A 15,927-nucleotide genomic window follows, 5' to 3' on the forward strand; every position below is an offset into this window, starting at 1 on the left:
CATGAGTCTCCATCCCCGTCCCCGTCTCTCCAGCGCCTTGCTGGTGGGACTCCTGAGTGTCGTGCTCACCGCTTGCGGTTCGGACCCGAAGTCGCCAGGCGAGCCAGATGCCGGAGGCGGGATAGATGCCGGAGGCGAGCCAGATGCCGGAGGCGGGACAGATGCCGGAGGCGAGACACCTGTCAGCCACGCGGTGGGCGGCACCGTCACGGGCCTGCGTGAGGGCGCCCAGGTGGTGCTGCGCAATGGCGACGATTCGCTGCGGGTGAGCGCCAATGGGGCCTTCGTATTCGGCCAGAAGGTGGCGGAAGGGAGCGCCTACTCGGTCGTCATCCAGGAGCAGCCGGCGGGCGCCACATGCACCACGGGGGAGGCGAGCGGCACCGTGGGGGATGCGGACGTCACCGGCGTCCTCGTGAGCTGCGCGGCGAACCTCCACGCGGTGGGAGGCAGCGTGTCCGGCCTGGTTGCGGGCTCCACGCTGGAGCTCCAGAACAATGGAGGGCCAGTGCTCACCATCACGGAGAGCGGAGCCTTCCGTTTCGCGGAGGAGGTCGCGGACCTCACGGACTACGCGGTGACGGTGAAGGCGCAGCCCGAGGGCCACGACTGCATCGTGGAGCACGGCGCGGGCACGCTGAGCGGCTCGGCGGTCACCGATGTGGCGGTCCATTGCACGGCGCGGACCTTCGCCCTGGGCGGCTCGCTGTTCGGCCTGACCCCAGGGAAATCGGTCGTGCTGAGGAACAACGGCGAAGACGCCGTCACCGTGTCCTCCAACGGCCTCTTCACCTTCGCCCGTCCGGTGGCCTTCGGGGCGCCGTACGCGGTCACCGTCGAGGCGACCTATCCCGTCACGTGCAGCGTGTCGCGGGGCGAGGGCACCATGGCGGCGCAGGCGGTGACCAACGTCGCTGTCACCTGCACCACCACGCGATACCAGGTGGGCGGAACGGTGTCGGGCATCATCAAGGGAGGCGTGCTCAAGCTGCAGAACGGCGCCGAGACGCTCCTGGTCAACACCAACGGCCCCTTCACCTTCGCGCAGCCCGTGGACGACCTCGCGGGCTATGCGGTGAGCCTCGTTTCCTCGCCCATTGGACATGACTGCGAGATGGTGGGGGGAACGGGCACGCTGAGCGGAGCCAATGTCAGCTCGGTGGTCGTCACCTGTGGAGCGAAGCAGTACCCAATGAGTGGGACGGTGACGGGCCTCTCCAGCGGTCAGTCGGTGGTGTTGAAGAACAACGGGACGGACGCTGTCACCGTCACGGCCAACGGCGCCTTCGCCTTCCCGACCGGGGTGCCCTTTCGCGGCACCTACGCCGTCACCGCGGAGGCCACCTATCCGCTGAGCTGCGTCGTGCCGAATGGCACGGGCACGCAGGGCTCGGCGGCCGTCACGAATGTGGCTGTCGCGTGCCGCACCTGGTCCTTCGCGGTCGGGGGCACGGTGACAGGATTCGTCGAGGGAATGACGTTCGAGCTGTGGCTCAACGAGAGCGAGGTCCTCACCGTCGACTCCAACGGTGCCTTCACGTTCACCCGTCCGGTGGCGGACCTGGGGGCCTACGCCGTCGCGGTGAAGACGCAGCCTGCGGGGCAGTCCTGCTCGGTGCAGCAGGGTACGGGCACGGTGGGAGGCTCGAATGTCACGCAGGTGGCTGTCACATGCAGCCCGGACTCCTTCGTCGTAAGGGGCACGGTGGCCGGGCTCGACGGCTCGCAGTCCGTGGTGCTGCGGAACAACGGAGGGACGGCGCTCACCGTGGCCGTGAATGGTGCCTTCGCCTTCCCGACGCCGGTGGCGTTTGGTAGCGCCTACTCCGTCTCGGCGGAGATCGCGTCCCCGCTGGGGTGCAGCGTGGCGAAGGGCTTTGGCACCATGGGCGCGGGGGATGTGACCGACGTGACGGTGCTCTGTGGAGGGACGTCATACCCTGTCGGAGGCGTCGTGGCGGGGCTGGCGGCGGGCGCCACGCTCGAACTCCAGAACAACGGCGACGACGTGCTCGCGCTCTCCGCCAACGGTCCGTTTACCTTCACCCGGTCCGTGGTGGACCAGGCCACGTACGCGGTGACGGTGAAGACGCAGCCGGTGGGGCAGCGCTGCTCCGTCCAGTCCGGGGACGGCGCGGTGAATGGAGGTCCGGTCTCCGACCTCGCGGTCTCCTGTGAGGATGTCTACGCGCTGGGGGTTCACGTCGCGGGGTTGACGGGCACGTTGGGGCTGCGCTCCGGAACAGACACCCTCACCGTCGTCGCCGATGGAGAGCACGCCTTCGCGCAAGGGCTGCTCCCCGGTGAGTCGTACTCGGTGCAGGTGAGCCGTCAGCCGCTGGGGCAGACATGCGAGGTGCTGAGCGGCACGGGCACCATGGGCGATGCGGGCCTCACCGTGGCCGTCTCCTGCGCGCCCAACGTGATGGTGCTTCACGTGGGGGGCGGCGCCTCGGCCCTCAACGCGTCCGCCACCGAGGCCTTCCTCGAGGAGTACCGCCCCACGGGGGGGGCTCCGGTGCGGACCCTCGCGATTCCCGCCATGGGCCTTGCTGGCGCGAACCGGCTGACCGTCTCCGGCAGCGATGACTATCAGGGGTTCCTCTCGCTCTCCGGGGACGGCCGCCTGCTCACCTTCGCGGGGTATGACGCGGAGGTGGGAACCGCGAATGTCTCCGGCACGTCCGCGGCGCAGACGTCCCGCGTGGTGGGTCAGGTGGATGTCGCGGGAGCCTTCACCATCGGCGCTCGCCTGAGCGATGCCTATGACCTCGACTCGGTGCGCTCGGCCACGACGGTGGATGGCTCCGCGTACTGGCTCGCGGGGCGGGGTGGTGGCATCCGCCACGTCCTGGCGGGCGCGAACCCCAGGGCATCGACCGTCCTCTCCAACGGGGTGAATGACTGCCGTGTCGTGAATGTCTTCGACGGGCGTGTCTACTTCACGCTCGGCATCGCGCCGGTCCCGAACCCGCAGGGCTACCGTCAGGGCGTGCACGCGTTCCCTTCCGCGCTCCCCACCGTGATGGAGACCCCGGTTCAACTGCCCTCGTTCGCCATCACGCTCACGACCTCCGGCTTCGCGCTGCTCGACCTGGACCCCGAGGTGGAGGGAGTGGACACGGCCTACGTCTCCATCAACATCAGCCTCCCTGCCTCGCAGGGTGGAACGCCGGACACGTTGCGCCTGGAGAAGTGGACCTTCGACGGAGTGGCCTGGAGCAAGAAGGACTCCTTCGTGCCCACCTTCGCCGTCGCGGGGACGACGACCAACCGCATGGCAGCCCATGGTGTCTCCGCGACGAAGACTCCCTCGGGCGTGAGGGTCTACGTCACCACCTACCTGAGCAGCTCGGGTGGCGCGGGCAACATGGTGGTCACCTTCCTGGACGACGGGAGCACGGTGACTCCCTCGGTGACCGTGCTGGCGACGGCCCCGGCCAACACCGCCTTCCGTGGCGTGAGCGCCAGTCCGCGCCCCTGAGCCGTGCGCGGCGCCACGCGCCCCTAGGGGATTCCTGAGGGACTCCTAGGGGCGCCCCCGATGGTTCGCGGTTCCCTCCTTCTTCACAGTCACCATTCCCCATCCCCGGTCCTCGCGTGTCGGATGCGCGGCGCCGTGCAGAGAGGTCGATTCATGAGAGAGCGTTCCGGTCGTCGTTGGCTTCACCGCGCGTTGCTCGGGCTTGTCTCCGTGGCCGCCATCGCGGCGTGTAGCAGCGACAAGTCTCCCTCCTCCGTGAAATCCCTGCGGATCGCGCCCACGAGCTTCACGCTCGCCGCGGGCCTGGGGGGCGAGGTGGTGGCGACGGCCACCCTCTCCGATGGCAGCACGCGCGATGTCACGCGGGAGACGACGTGGTCCTCGGATGACGCCGCCATCGCGACGGTGTCCCAGGACGCGAGTGGCGCGCCCCAGGTGCGAGCGCTGGCCCAGGGCCAGACGACCGTGCGGGCCCGGTGGGACGCGGTCTCCGCGGAAGCGCCCGTGCAGGTGACCGACGCCACGCCGGTCTCCATGGTGATTGCTCCCTCTGCGCCGTCCCTCGCCGTGGGGCTCTCCCAGCAGCTCACGGCCACGGCCACCCTCACGGATGGCGGCACGCACGTCGTCACCAGTGACGTCCAGTGGAACTCCTCGGACGCGACGGTGGCCACGGTCTCCGAGAGCGGCCTGGTGCGCGCCCTCGCTCCGGGGCAGGCCACGGTCCGGGCGGTGCTCGGCACGGTGGAGGTCTCCGCCTTGGTGACTGTCACCGACGCCGTCGTCACCGCCATCGCCGTGACGCCCGATGCGGCCTCGCTCGCCCGTGGAAGCACCGTGTCGTTGGTCGCCACCGCCACGCGCTCCGACGGCACGGTGGCGGATGTCTCCACCGAGGCGACTTGGATCTCCAGTGACACGGCGGTCGTGTCCCTGAGCCAGCGCGTCGCGAGCGGTCAGGGGATGGGCACCGCGCGCATCACGGCGACGTTTCGTGAGGTGAGCGGGAGCACCCAGCTGACGGTCGCGGAGGCCACCGCGCTCACGCTCTCGCCAGCGGAGGTCACGCTGGTGGAAGGACACCCGCGCCAGCTCCATGCGACGGCCACGCTCGATAACGGCACGAGCCAGGACGTCACCACCAGCGCCACGTGGAAGAGCAGCCAGCCCACGGTGGCCGTCGTCTCCATGGATGCCTCCACGCGCGGTCAGGTCACGCCGGTGGGGCCGGGTGCCTCGTCTCTCACGGCGACCTTCAACGGCCTGAGCGCCAGCGCCCAGGTGAACGTCGCGCGCCTGAGTGTCTCCGCGGTCGTCCCCACCTTCCAGACGCTGGAGGATGGGGTGGTCTCCTTCACGGCTCAGCTCGCCAAGGCGGTGGCCCCCTCCACGAAGCTGCGCTGGCGGGTGACGCTGAGCCGCACGAATCCCCCCATGACTTCGTCCGAGCCGGAGATCCAGTCTCCTGTCGTGGGGCAGGCCCTGCGCTACGACACGGGGACGGCGGGCGAAGTGTCGGACCGGCCCGAGACCTGGATGGGTGGCTTCGAGACGGACGGGAGTGGCGTCACCTATCTCGGCCCGGAGGAGGGGTTCGAGGTGGGCACGACGCAGCTCCAGACGAGCGAGGGCCAGACCTGGGCCTTCCGCACGCGCTTCGCCATCAAGGGCCGCTACACGCTGCTGCTCGAACTGCTCGATGTCAGCGAGGCGGGCGCTCCCGTGCGCCTCGGCGGAGAGACGGCGCTGAGCGCCACCGTGGGCACCCTGCGCGCGCCGGACGCGTCCGAGTTGCTGCTGTATGCCGCGTCACCGACAGGGGAGGCCACGAGCGAGGAGTCGAGCTTCCCGCAGGCGTACGCCGTGTCCCCGGACGGCACACGGCTTCGTCAGCTCACGCCGGTTCCCGCTCCCTTCGTCTCGCCTCGCGACGTGCACTCCGAGCTGACCCGTTCGCCCGACCGCAAGACGATGGCGTGGGTGGATGGGCGCGACATGTTCGGAGGCATCTTCTTCCGGGGCGTCGTCTATCTCGCGGATGCGGATGGCAGCCATGTGAGGCGCCTCTCGCAGGTGAGCCCCGCGCTGTGCGGAGAACGCTCCGTCGAGTTCTCGCCGGATGGGCAGTGGATCTCCTTCGTGAGGTCCTGTTCGTACGACCCATTCCCGGGCCGTGCCTCCACGGAGTTCCAGTACATCATCCGCCCCGACGGGACCGACGAGCGGCGCATCCTCATCGCGGACGTCAATGACATGCCGTCGCCCACGCCCATCTCGTCCGTGGTCTACGGCACCTTCTCGCGCGACAGCGCCACGCTCTACACCGTCGAGTATTTGGCCAAGGGCACCCGGCTCTGGGCCTACTCCCTCGCGGACAGGAGCGCGCGCAAGGTGCTCGACTTCGCGGTCCGGGGGCAGGAGATGGCGTCCCTCTCGAAGTTCCCGATGGTGCTGCCCAATGGTGACCTGCTCTATCACTACCGGAACCTGGACGTGACCTCGGACACCTGGCTGGAGCGTGTGAAGCCCGATGGTACCGGGCGAGAGATCGTGCGTCCCATCGGGCTCGGCAATGGCGGCAGGTACCTGCAGTCGCTCTTCACGCTCTCTCCGGACGGTACGCGCGTGGCCTACGCGCAGTCCGATCCGGAGACAGGGATTGAGACCATCATGGTCTCCAACATCGATGGCACGGACGCTGTCTCCATGGGCAATCCGCCCGCGTACTTCGTGAGGCGCGTGTCTTGGGTTCGCTAGCGCCGTCCCCGGCCCGTCTCGCACTTCGCCCGCTCTCGAGGTCCCTCTCATGAAGACTCTGCTCAGAACCCTTGCCGGGGTGGTCCTGGCGCTCGCCGGCACGCGGGCGGGTGCCAGTGCCCCTCCGAACCACGATGCGCTCCTGGAACACGCCCCCGCGCGGGACGCCGGTGCCATGCCACCGGAAGGAGCGTTCCCGGATGCCCGGGTGCTGCACACCGACTCCCGGCTCGGAGTACCCACCTTCGTCTGGGCCTCCAAGCCCATGGCGGGTGCCGCGCGGCCCCTGGCGCTTCGAGCCGACAGCGCCTACGCCCGGATGACTCCGGCCACGGCGGCTCGCGCCCAGCTCGACGCGCTGGCGCCCCTCTATGGGGACCGCTCGCTCTCGCAAGAGGGCGTCTTCGTCGCCAGCACCCGCCGCAGCCCGCTGGGCTCCTCGGTGGTGACGCTGAGACAGGAGGTGGGCGGAGTCGAGGTGTTCCGAGGCGGCGTCAGGCTGCTGCTCGACTCGCGCAACGTGCTGGTGGCCGCCTCGGGTCACCTGGCTCGGGATTCGGGGCAGGGCGCCAAGCGCTCCGCTCGGGGCGACTCGCTGGGGGCCACGCAGGCCGCGGCCGTGGCGTTCGCGGACCTGACGGGCCAGTCGCTCGACGCGAGCCTGCTGCGGACCACGGGGCCCGCCTCAGGGCGCTACACCCGCTATGAGCTGGCCTCCTACGCGCGCCCGCTCCCGGTGAGCCTGCGACTTCCCGCGCGCATCAAGCCGGTGCTCTTCGAGCTGCCCGAGGGGCTGATTCCCGCTCACTACGTGGAGCTGAACACGGGAGTCCCGGAGTCATCGACGTCGGACTACTACGCGTACGTCATCGCCGCGGACGACGGCCGCGTGCTCTTCCGCAATGACCTCACGGCGGACGCGGCACACAGCTATCGGGTCTGGGCGGATGCCACGACGCCGTACACGCCGTTCGCGGGCCCCTCCGGCAACGAGCAGATTCCTCACCCGACGGGGACTCCGAACGGCTACGTGCCGCCCTTCGTCGAGCGAAACCTGGTGACGCTCGACAGCGCGCCCTTCAGTCGCAATGACCCCTGGCTCCCGGTGGACGCCACCGAGACGACCGGCAACAACGTGGATGCCTACGTGGACGCCAGTGCGCCGGATGGGTTCGGTCCTGGGGACGTGCGTGGCCACATCAGCGGGCCGGCGACCTTCGACTATCCCTACAGCTTCGACCTGCTGCCGTATGAGACGCCGCAACAGCTCCAGTCCGCGGTGACGCAATTGTTCTACGTGAACAACTGGTTGCACGACGACTACTACGACGTGGGCTTCGACGAGGCGGCTGGCAACGGCCAGCAGGACAACCTCGGACGGGGCGGGCTGGGCGGAGACCGCATCAAGGCCGAGGCGCAGGACTACAGCGGCGTCAACAACGCGAACATGGCCACGCCCGCCGATGGGGCCAGTCCCCGCATGCAGATGTATATCTTCACCGGCACGCAACCGCAGCTCACCTTCGAGGTGACGGCTCCCGAGGAAGTCGCGCGGCCGTACACGTTCATCACCGCGCAGTTCAGCCCTCGCTTCTTCGCGGCGAGCGCTCGGGTGGTCCAGGCGCTCGACGCGGCGGATGCGGCGGGCCCCTCGACGACGGATGGCTGTTCGGCGCTGATCAACGCCGCGGAGATCGCGGGGCAGATCGCGCTCGTGGACCGGGGCACCTGCGGCCTTCACCTCAAGGTGCTGCTCGCGCAGGCCGCCGGAGCCACCGGTGTCATCATCGCCAATAGCCCCGGCCAGGCGTTGCCCGCCGGCATGGGGGCCACGGAAGGGCTGGCGCTGCCCGCCATCGGCGCGGTGATGATCCAGTCGGGGGATGCGGAGCTTCTGCGCAAGCACCTGTCCACCGGCGTGTGGGTCACCCTGGCCAAGCGGTCCGTGGGCGACCTGGATGGAACCATCGACACGGGCATCGTCGCGCACGAGTGGGGGCACTACATCAGCAACCGCCTCGTTCACGACGGCGCGGGTCTTGGAAACAACCAGGGGCGCAGCATGGGGGAGGGGTGGGCGGACTTCCATGCCCTGCTGATGATGGTGCGGGAGGAGGACGCCCAGGTCGCGTCGAATCCGAACTGGACCGGCGTGTTCCCCACGGGCGAGTACGCGACACGCAACATGGGGCCGGACTCCTCCTACTTCGGCATCCGTCGCGTGCCGTACTCGGTGGACTTCCGGAAGAATCCATTGACGCTCCAGCACATGAGCAATGGCATCCCGTTGCCCTCGGGTGTTGCGTATGCCTTTGGCGCGGATGGCTCCAGCAATGCCGAGTACCACAACGCGGGTGAGGTCTGGGCCAGCATGCTGTGGGAGTGCTACGTCGCGCTGCTGCGCGACACCTCACGGCTGACGTTCGCGGAGGCCCAGCGGAGGATGAAGAGCTATCTCGTCCTGGCGTACACGCTGACTCCGGCTTCGCCCACCTTCATGGAGGCTCGCGATGCGTTGCTCGCGGCCGCGTATGCGGGAGACCCGGTGGACTTCGAGCGCTTCTCGGCGGCCTTCGCCCGGCGCGGCGCGGGCATCGGCGCGGTGGCTCCGGACCGGGCCTCCGCGTCCCATGCTGGCGTGGTGGAGAGCTATCGCACGGGCCCGGACGTGATGTTCGTCTCGGCCGAGCTCACCGATGAGGGCGCCGGAGATGCCTCCACGCGGACCTGTGACGCGGATGGGTACCTGGACAACGGTGAGACGGGTGTCCTGCGCATCACCCTGCGTGGCACGGGAAGCGAGCCGCTGCGAGCGACGAGCGTCACCGTCACTTCGGACAGCCCCGGCGTCAAGCTGGCCAACGGAGGCCAGCAGTCCTTCCCCGTCGTGGGCCTCTTCGAAACCGCGACGGTGGACATTCCGGTGTCGCTGACTGGAGCGGCGCCGCGTTCGCTCATTCGCTTCGACATCGCCTATCGCGATGCCAATGGTGTCGTGGCGGGCGACAAGAAGGCGACGCTGGTGGCCCGCGTGGAGCAGGACGAGCTGCCAGGCGCGTCCGCGGTGGAATCGGTGGATGCGAGGTACCTGCCGTGGGAGATGACGTCCGCGCTGGGTGATGTGTCCTTCCGTGTGAATGAGAGCTCCACGCTCGAGCGGGCCTTCCTGGGCGAAGCGGTGGGACGGGTCGCGGACTTCGCGCTTGTCACGCCCGAGCTTCAGGTGGGGCAGGGCGCGCTCTCGTTCTCGTTCCGCCACCGGTACTCCTTCGAGACCTCCGGTGGGGAGTACTTCGACGGAGGTGTCATCGAGCTGTCCGAGGATGGCGGGAAGAGCTGGACGGACATTGGCGAGAGCATCGTCCTGAATGGCTATACGGGTGTGCTCACGCCGTATGAAGGCAACGTGAATCCCCTGGTGGGGCGACGCGCCTTCCGGGGTGCGAGCTTCGCGTTCTCCCAGAGCCAGTGGATCACCACGAATGTGAACCTCGGCACCCGCTACGCGGGGAAGTCCGTGCACATCCGCTTCCGCATCGGCACGGATGAGGCGGTCGGCGCCGCCGGCTGGTTCATCGATTCCGTTGGCTTCACGGGCCTTGCCCAGACGCCGTTCACGGTGCTCACAGACGAGCAGGGCCTGTGCACCTCGGGGCTGGTGCGAGCCGAAGCGGGCGAGGGGCTCGCCGTTGACGAGCACTCCCTGGTGAGTCTGCACGGCAGCGGGAGCAGCGAGCTGCCCGGTGTCCTGGCCTATCGCTGGGAGCAGGTGGCGGGCCCGGTCGTGACGCTCAGCGATGCGCAGACGGCCACCCCGAGCTTCACGGCTCCGGAAGTGATTGCCGATACGACGCTGACGTTCCGGCTGACGGTGTTGAACGAGGGGCTGCAAGACCGGGACACGGTCCAGGTCCTCGTGCGTCAGGTGAACCAGGCACCCGTGGCCTTCGCGGGACCCGCCCAGACGGTGGACGAGGGCGGTGCGGTGACGCTCCAGGGCAGCGGCGAGGACCCGGAAGGGGACGTGCTCGTGGGCTATCGGTGGACGCAGGTGTCGGGTCCCGCCGTGACGCTCACGGGGGCGGAGACCTCGACGCCGAGCTTCACGGCTCCGGCGGTGGCGAGGGGCTCGGTGGAGCTCACCTTCCAGCTCAAGGTGGGTGATGGCTTGCTGGAGAGTGAAGGCGCGACGGTGAGCGTGACGGTGCACCATGTCGCGCTCGCGCCCACGGTGAGCGCGGGTGAGGACCTGTCCACGGAGGCCACGAGCACCGTCACGCTCACCGCCTCCGCCGAGGATCCGGAGCAGGGCACCCTGACCTACGCATGGCGCCAGAGCGAGGGGCCTTCGGTGTCGCTGAAGGACGGAGCGACGGCGGGTGCCAGCTTCACCGCGCCGGAGGTGAGCGCCCCCACGACGCTGACCTTCGTCGTGAAGGTCACCGCCGAGAGTGGCTTGTCCGCGGAGGACACCGTGACGGTGTCCGTGAGCCCGAAGGTGGTGCCACCGAAGGAGTCCGGGTGCTCAGCCACGGGCACACCGGCGATGTTCCCACTGACGCTGTTGTTGCTCGCGCTGCTGGCGCGGCGGCGGCGCGAGGCCCCCTGACGGGGTGATTCAAGCGGGGTGGTGGCTCGGTTGCCACCGCCTCGCTTGGAGGACGGACTCACCGCCCGTGATGACGAGTCGGGATGAAACCGACCTGCTCCGGGCCTTCGAGGCAGGCGAGGGCCGCATCCTGGCGGTTTCCTCGCAGCCCTCTGGTTCAACCAGGCGATGAAGCTGGCACGCGCGGGCATTCATTGACGTCGTGCCCTCGTGACGGCTGGCCGGAAGATGTTCGACGGCTCCGCCCTCAACTCGCGGCTCGACAGGGGCGCGCCATCGCTCGACAGCGAAGCCAGAAGCAGCTTGCTGTCTGCGAATGGTTTCCTGGTGGGAGGCCTCTCCATTCAGCGCGCCACCGAGTTCAAGGACCGTCGGGGCCAGACGTCAGAGCGCCTCGCGCGGCTGCCCTCGCGGTGGCAACTGGACTACCAGAGCCGCCTGACCCAGGGACGTTGATGACCTGAGGTGTTCGCGCGCCGGGAGTCCGAGCCCGGTGCGCGAGGCTCGGCGACGGCTCTGTCGGTGTGTGAGGTCCTTCGGGAAGATGCAGGCGCGGTGCCGGGCCCGTCCGCGAAGGACGTCCTCACCTCCCGCGAGGCTTCAGGTCCTCTTCCTCGTCGTCCGGACCCATGGCATCCGGGTCCGGCTCCGGCTCTTCATCCGGACCCATGGCGTCCGGGTCCGGCTCGTCTTCCATGCGCTCGGTCTCGTCGAGGCCATCGTCGTAAGCGGCTACGACGGGGGCCGCCGCATGCGCTTGCAACTGCGACTCACGCAACTGCCGGAACGCCTGCACGCCCACCGCCCCAAGCCCGATGACGAAGATGATGGGGCCCGGCGACAGTCGGATGTGCAGCAGCGCCCAGAGCAGGCTCACCCCCACGACACCAGCCGGCGCGAAGCGCGTCCACGCGGGCCGGGCGACTTCCGGTCGCAGCGCGAGCAACCCCAGCAAGGACAGCAGCAACAGCTCCACCACCACGGACCCGGACAGGTCCCATCCGGACAGCGTGGTGATGCCCGAACCCGCCGTATAGAGCACGTCGTCCGCGGCGCGCTGCGCGGGGATGACGTGCAGCTCCGGGGGGCCCGCGGGCACCGGCGCATCCGCCACCACGGGCAGCGTGCTCACCGTCGCCCACGGCGCGAAGAGCGTCAGCACGCACAGCGCCACGCCTCCCAGCGCCACCACCTCCGGAACGACCAGCAGCTGCTTCACGTCGAAGTAGCGCGCCAGCACGCCTTCCGGGCCCGCAATCACCTTGCGGTACTGGTCATGGACGATGAGCCCCGCGCCCAGCAGCCACAACACAGGCGTGAAGCCCAGCCCCAGCATCCGCACCGCCAGCGCCGTCAGCAGCGCCGCGTACGCCGCCGGCACCTCGGGGCGGTAGAGCACCATGGGAAGGAGCTTCGTGACACCCGTGGCCTCGCCGGCCAGCCGCAGCTCGCGCGCCAGCACCAGGACCGCGCCCACCAGGGCCAGCACCGTGCCCACCACGCCCACGCCGTCAAAGGCGGGGAGGATGGAGAGCGCCAACGCGAAGGCGAGAATCGCGAGTCCCACCACGCTCTGCGAGTGCGCCGGCACGCTCGCCAGCCACCGGGGGCCGTCGAACCTGGGCCCCGTCTGTCCCGGGTCCGTGTCCTCGGCCGTGTCGGCCGGCGCGGCAGCCTTCGCCGCCGCTGGGACGTACGCGGCGCCCAGACTGTGCGCCTCCGCCTCGTCGAGGATATCCGCCGCGTAGGATGGCTCATCCATCGCGCGCTTGGGCCGGAGCGCGGGACGCGAGCCCGTGCCTCCCTGGGGGGCCTCCGGCATCTTCGCGCCGCAGTTCTCGCAGTACCTCAGCCGACTGTTCGAGGCTTCGCCGCACTCCGGGCACCGCATGGGTCACCTTGCTGTGCGGAGGGCGGGGGGAGGCCCTCTCGGTCCAGCGCAAGCCCTGGAATAACACGCCGATTTCACCGGAAGCGAGAGGCCCCCGGTGGAGCGGCTACGGGCGGGCCGCTTCGGCTGCGGTGGGCGCCTCCGCCGTGGCCGTCAGCTCGCGGATGCGCCTGGTCAGCGACTCCGGATCGATGGGGCCCACGTGTTTGCCCTGGATGATGCCCGCCGGGTTGATGAAGTACGTCTCAGGCACACCCGCCACGCCGTAGCTCACCGCCATGCGCGAGCGAGGATCCACCAGCTGCGGGAAGCTGTACCCCTGGCGCCGCAGGAACGCGCGGGCGTTGTCCTCGGAGTCCTCGAACACGACCCCCAGGAACACCGCCTGCGAGCCGAACTCCCGCTGGCCCCACTCCAGCACCGGGTGCTCGTACTGACACGGCCCACACCAGGACGCCCAGAAGTTGATGACCACCGGGCGGCCCTTCAGGTCCGTCAGGCTCACCTTCTCACCCGTGTCCAGCGAGCGCAGCACGAAGTCCGGTGCCGGCTTGCCCGCGAGCATGAAGGGCACCTCGTGCGGATTGCGCCCGAAGCCCTTGGCCAGCACCACCAGCAGTCCCACGCAGAGGGCGGCGAAGCCCAGCGTATAGCGCCACCGACGCATCAGGCCGCCCCCCGCTCCGCGTCACCGCCCGGCAGGGGCGAGGCCCCCGCTTCCGAAGTGGCCATCGCCACCGCCGCCCGCCGGCGCGGCCACAGCGCGATGATCGTGCCCAGCACGAAGAGCGGGATGCACCACCAGATCCACCCCACCAGCGGGAAGACCCAGACGTTGAAGCTCGCGTTGCCCGCCTGCTCGGAGAAGGCCATCAGGGAGATGTACAGGTCCTCACCCGCCGTCTCGCGCACCGCGGGCGTGCCGATGGGGTCCGTGCTCCGCTCGTAGTAGTTCAGGCGGGGCTTCATCTCCTCCACCTTGCCGCCCGGCGTCGTCACTTCCACGCGCGCCGCGACGAAGGTGCGGTGCGGCTCCTCTCCGCTCACCAGCCCCAGGTACTTGAGCTGATAGCCGTCCAGCATCATCGTCTGGTCCTTCTTCAGCGTGCCGGACGTGTGCTTCACGTACGAGGACGACGCGGACACCGCGACGATGAGAATCACGATGCCCAGGTGCACCACGTAGCCGCCGAAGCGGCGCTGCGCCTTGGTGGCGCTCGTGAGCACCGCGGTGACGAGGCCCTCCTTGCGCTCCGTCATGCGGACCCGGATGGGCGACACCAGCTCCCGCAGCGTGACGACGGTGACGAAGCCCGCCAGTCCGAAGGTGAGCAGCGGATACACGCCGCGCAGCCCCACCGCGAAGCAGATGGCCGTGACGATGAGGCCCACTGCCGCGGGGATGAGGAACTGCCGCCGGAGCGTGGCCTTGTCCGGCGTACCCCACGGCAGCACCGGCCCCACGCCCATCAGGAAGAGCACCGCGATGCCACCGGGCACCGCCATCTTGTTGAAGTACGGCTCACCCACGCTGACGCGCACGCCGCGCACGGCCTCGGACACCAGCGGGTACAGCGTGCCCAGCAGCACCGTGAAGGTGATCGCCACGAACACCAGGTTGTTCATCAGGATGCTGGCCTCGCGTGACGCCAGCGAGCTCAGCCGTCCTTCGGGCACCAGCAGCGGACCGCGCACCGCGAGCAGTCCCACGCACACCACCAGCAGCACGCCCAGGAACACCAGGAACGTGGGGCCGATGTCCGACTGGGTGAAGGAGTGGACCGAGTTGAAGATGCCCGAGCGCGTCATGAACGTGCCCAGAATCGTCAGCACGAAGGACGCGAGCGCGAGCGACAGCGTCCACAGCTTCAGCATCCGCTTGCGCTCCTGCACCATCGTCGAGTGCATGAACGCCGTCGCGGTCAGCCACGGCAGGAAGCTGGCGTTCTCCACCGGATCCCACGCCCAGTAGCCGCCCCAGCCGAGCACGGCATACGCCCACCACGCGCCGAGGATGATGCCAATCGACAGGAACAGCCACGCCACCAGCGTCCAGCGCCGCAGGGGCGCCATCCACGCCTCGCCAATCTCGCCGCGCAGCAGACCCGCCACCGCGACGCCGAACGGCACCGTCATCCCCACGTAGCCCAGGTAGAGGAAGGGCGGGTGGATGACCATCAGGATGTGGTTCTGGAGCAGGGGATTGGGGCCGGGGCCGTCCGCCGGCACGGGCGACACAGCGCCCCAGGGGTTGGCGGGACCGGCGATGAGGAACGCGAAGAACACGCCCACCGCCAGCATGGTGCCCAGCGCCAGTTGCATGTAGCGCGCGTGCTCGCGGCGGTGCATCCACGCGAAGGCCGCGATGTACAGGCCCATGATGAGGCCCCAGAAGAGGATGGACCCCTCCAGCGCGCTCCACAGCGACACCACCGTGTACAACAGCGGCGTGTCCCGGCTGCCCACCTGCGCGACGTACTTCACGCTGAAGTCGTGCGTGACGAGCGCGAAGACCATCATCAGGTTCGCGGCCACCATGCAGCCGGCGAAGCCCCACACCGCGCGCATCACCCAGGGGAAGCCCGCCTCACTGCGGCGCAGCCCGGTGACCAAACCCACCAGCGCGCCGAAGGTCGCGAACGCGAGCCCTCCGAGCACCAGCCCGTATCCAATCGACCCGTTCACCGCGCCTCCGCGCCCGTCCCCGTGCTGGCCGTCGTCGTGCCTTCGGAGAGCGTCTCACGCCACTTGTTCGGGTCCTCGCCCTCCTTGGGGGCGCGGTACTCGTTCGAGTGGTTCACCATCAGCCGGTTGGAGCTGAACACGCCGGACGCGTCGTAGGTGCCCTCCACCACGACGCCAATCTTGTCGCGGAACATCTGCGGCGGCGTCTCCGTGGAGCGCACCAGCACGCTGGGGGTGCCCTCGTTGGCGTCGTTGGCCACCCGGAAGTGCAGGGTGGTGTGCTCGGCGTTCCACTGGATGCTGCCCGGCTGCACCACGCCACCCAGGCGGATGGTGGCCGAGTACGCCTTCTCCCCCTGGGCGAGCATCTCCGAGGGGCTCCAGTAGTAGACGAGGTTCTCTCCGATGTTGCCGAAGGCCACGAAGCCCAGGCCAGCACCCGCGACGAGCAGGGCTCCCAGGGCGAACAGTCGATTGCGAGCGACAGGCGTCATGACGGGC

8 protein-coding genes are annotated in these 15,927 nt (G+C 69.2%); 4 read left to right on the forward strand and 4 right to left on the reverse strand.

Annotation, left to right across the window (positions count from 1 at the left end):
- Window position 1 precedes the first annotated feature (1 nt).
- The 4 genes from HUA76_RS29045 to HUA76_RS29060 all read left to right on the forward strand — a co-directional run bounded on the left by HUA76_RS29045 (window position 2) and on the right by HUA76_RS29060 (window position 11,306).
- A complete protein-coding gene (locus HUA76_RS29045; RefSeq protein WP_174458648.1) occupies window positions 2-3,484 on the forward strand; it encodes a hypothetical protein in 3,483 nt (1,160 codons plus the stop codon).
- Between the two features lie 153 nt (window positions 3,485-3,637).
- Window positions 3,638-6,241, forward strand: coding sequence for an Ig-like domain-containing protein (locus HUA76_RS29050; RefSeq protein WP_174462667.1), 2,604 nt, complete (start codon window positions 3,638-3,640; stop codon window positions 6,239-6,241).
- Window positions 6,242-6,290: 49 nt separating this feature from the next.
- Window positions 6,291-10,850 (forward strand): myxosortase-dependent M36 family metallopeptidase, encoded by a 4,560-nt coding sequence (locus HUA76_RS29055; RefSeq protein WP_174462668.1) that lies wholly within the window; start codon window positions 6,291-6,293, stop codon window positions 10,848-10,850.
- 210 nt (window positions 10,851-11,060) lie between these two features.
- The gene (locus HUA76_RS29060; protein WP_174462669.1) at window positions 11,061-11,306 is read left to right on the forward strand and encodes a hypothetical protein; all 246 of its coding nucleotides are present in this window, start codon (window positions 11,061-11,063) and stop codon (window positions 11,304-11,306) included.
- A 127-nt stretch (window positions 11,307-11,433) separates the two neighbouring features.
- Here HUA76_RS29060 and HUA76_RS29065 read toward each other — a convergent pair whose 3' ends face one another.
- The 4 genes from HUA76_RS29065 to HUA76_RS29080 form a co-directional block, all read right to left on the reverse strand.
- Complete coding sequence (locus tag HUA76_RS29065) at window positions 11,434-12,741, reverse strand: zinc ribbon domain-containing protein (protein WP_174462670.1); 1,308 nt, start codon at window positions 12,739-12,741, stop codon at window positions 11,434-11,436.
- A gap of 106 nt (window positions 12,742-12,847) precedes the next feature.
- The gene (locus HUA76_RS29070) at window positions 12,848-13,408 is read right to left on the reverse strand and encodes a redoxin domain-containing protein (RefSeq protein WP_174462671.1); all 561 of its coding nucleotides are present in this window, start codon (window positions 13,406-13,408) and stop codon (window positions 12,848-12,850) included.
- A complete protein-coding gene (locus HUA76_RS29075) occupies window positions 13,408-15,426 on the reverse strand; it encodes a heme lyase CcmF/NrfE family subunit (RefSeq protein WP_174462672.1) in 2,019 nt (672 codons plus the stop codon). Before HUA76_RS29075 ends, HUA76_RS29070 begins: the two co-directional genes overlap by 1 nt.
- A complete protein-coding gene (locus tag HUA76_RS29080) occupies window positions 15,423-15,920 on the reverse strand; it encodes a cytochrome c maturation protein CcmE (protein WP_174458653.1) in 498 nt (165 codons plus the stop codon). The genes HUA76_RS29075 and HUA76_RS29080 overlap by 4 nt, the downstream gene beginning before the upstream one ends.
- Between the last annotated feature and the right edge of the window lie 7 nt (window positions 15,921-15,927).

This window comes from Myxococcus sp. CA056 (assembly GCF_013336715.1).
Taxonomy (GTDB): domain Bacteria; phylum Myxococcota; class Myxococcia; order Myxococcales; family Myxococcaceae; genus Myxococcus; species Myxococcus llanfairpwllgwyngyllgogerychwyrndrobwllllantysiliogogogochensis.